Raw genomic sequence first — 593 nt, 5'->3', positions numbered from 1 at the left:
GAGGCATACCAGGGGAACTGAAACATCTAAGTACCCTGAGGAAGAGAAAACAAAAGTGATTCCGTCAGTAGCGGCGAGCGAACGCGGATTAGCCCAAACCAAGGAGCWWGCTCCTTGGGGTTGTAGGACGTCTCACATGGAGTTACAAAGGTGTTTGGTAGGCGAAGAGGTCTGGAAAGGCCCGCCAGAGCAGGTAAAAGCCCTGTAACCGAAAGCAAACACTCTCCGAGACGGATCCTGAGTACGGCGGGACACGAGAAACCCCGTCGGAATCCGGCAGGACCATCTGCCAAGGCTAAATACTCCCTAGTGACCGATAGTGAAGCAGTACCGTGAGGGAAAGGTGAAAAGCACCGCGGAAGCGGAGTGAAAAAGAACCTGAAACCGTGCGCTTACAAAAAGTCAGAGCCCTATTAATGGGTGATGGCGTGCCTTTTGTAGAATGAACCGGCGAGTTACGATCACGTGCAAGGTTAAGGCGGGAAGCTGTAGCCGTAGCGAAAGCGAGTCTGAATAGGGCGAATAAGTACGTGGTCGTAGACCCGAAACCGTGTGATCTACCCCTGTCCAGGGTGAAGGTGCGGTAACACGCA

Annotated in this window: 1 rRNA gene; it reads left to right on the top strand. The window is 53.3% G+C overall.

The annotated features are described in order from the left end of the window. Window positions 1-593 (top strand): 23S ribosomal RNA (locus AC1DWN_RS34970); the annotation flags it as partial.

This window comes from Paenibacillus sp. P4_A7, from assembly GCF_056402455.1.
Note: the sequence above shows the minus strand (reverse complement) of the source record. Positions and strands in the feature narration are given on the sequence as shown.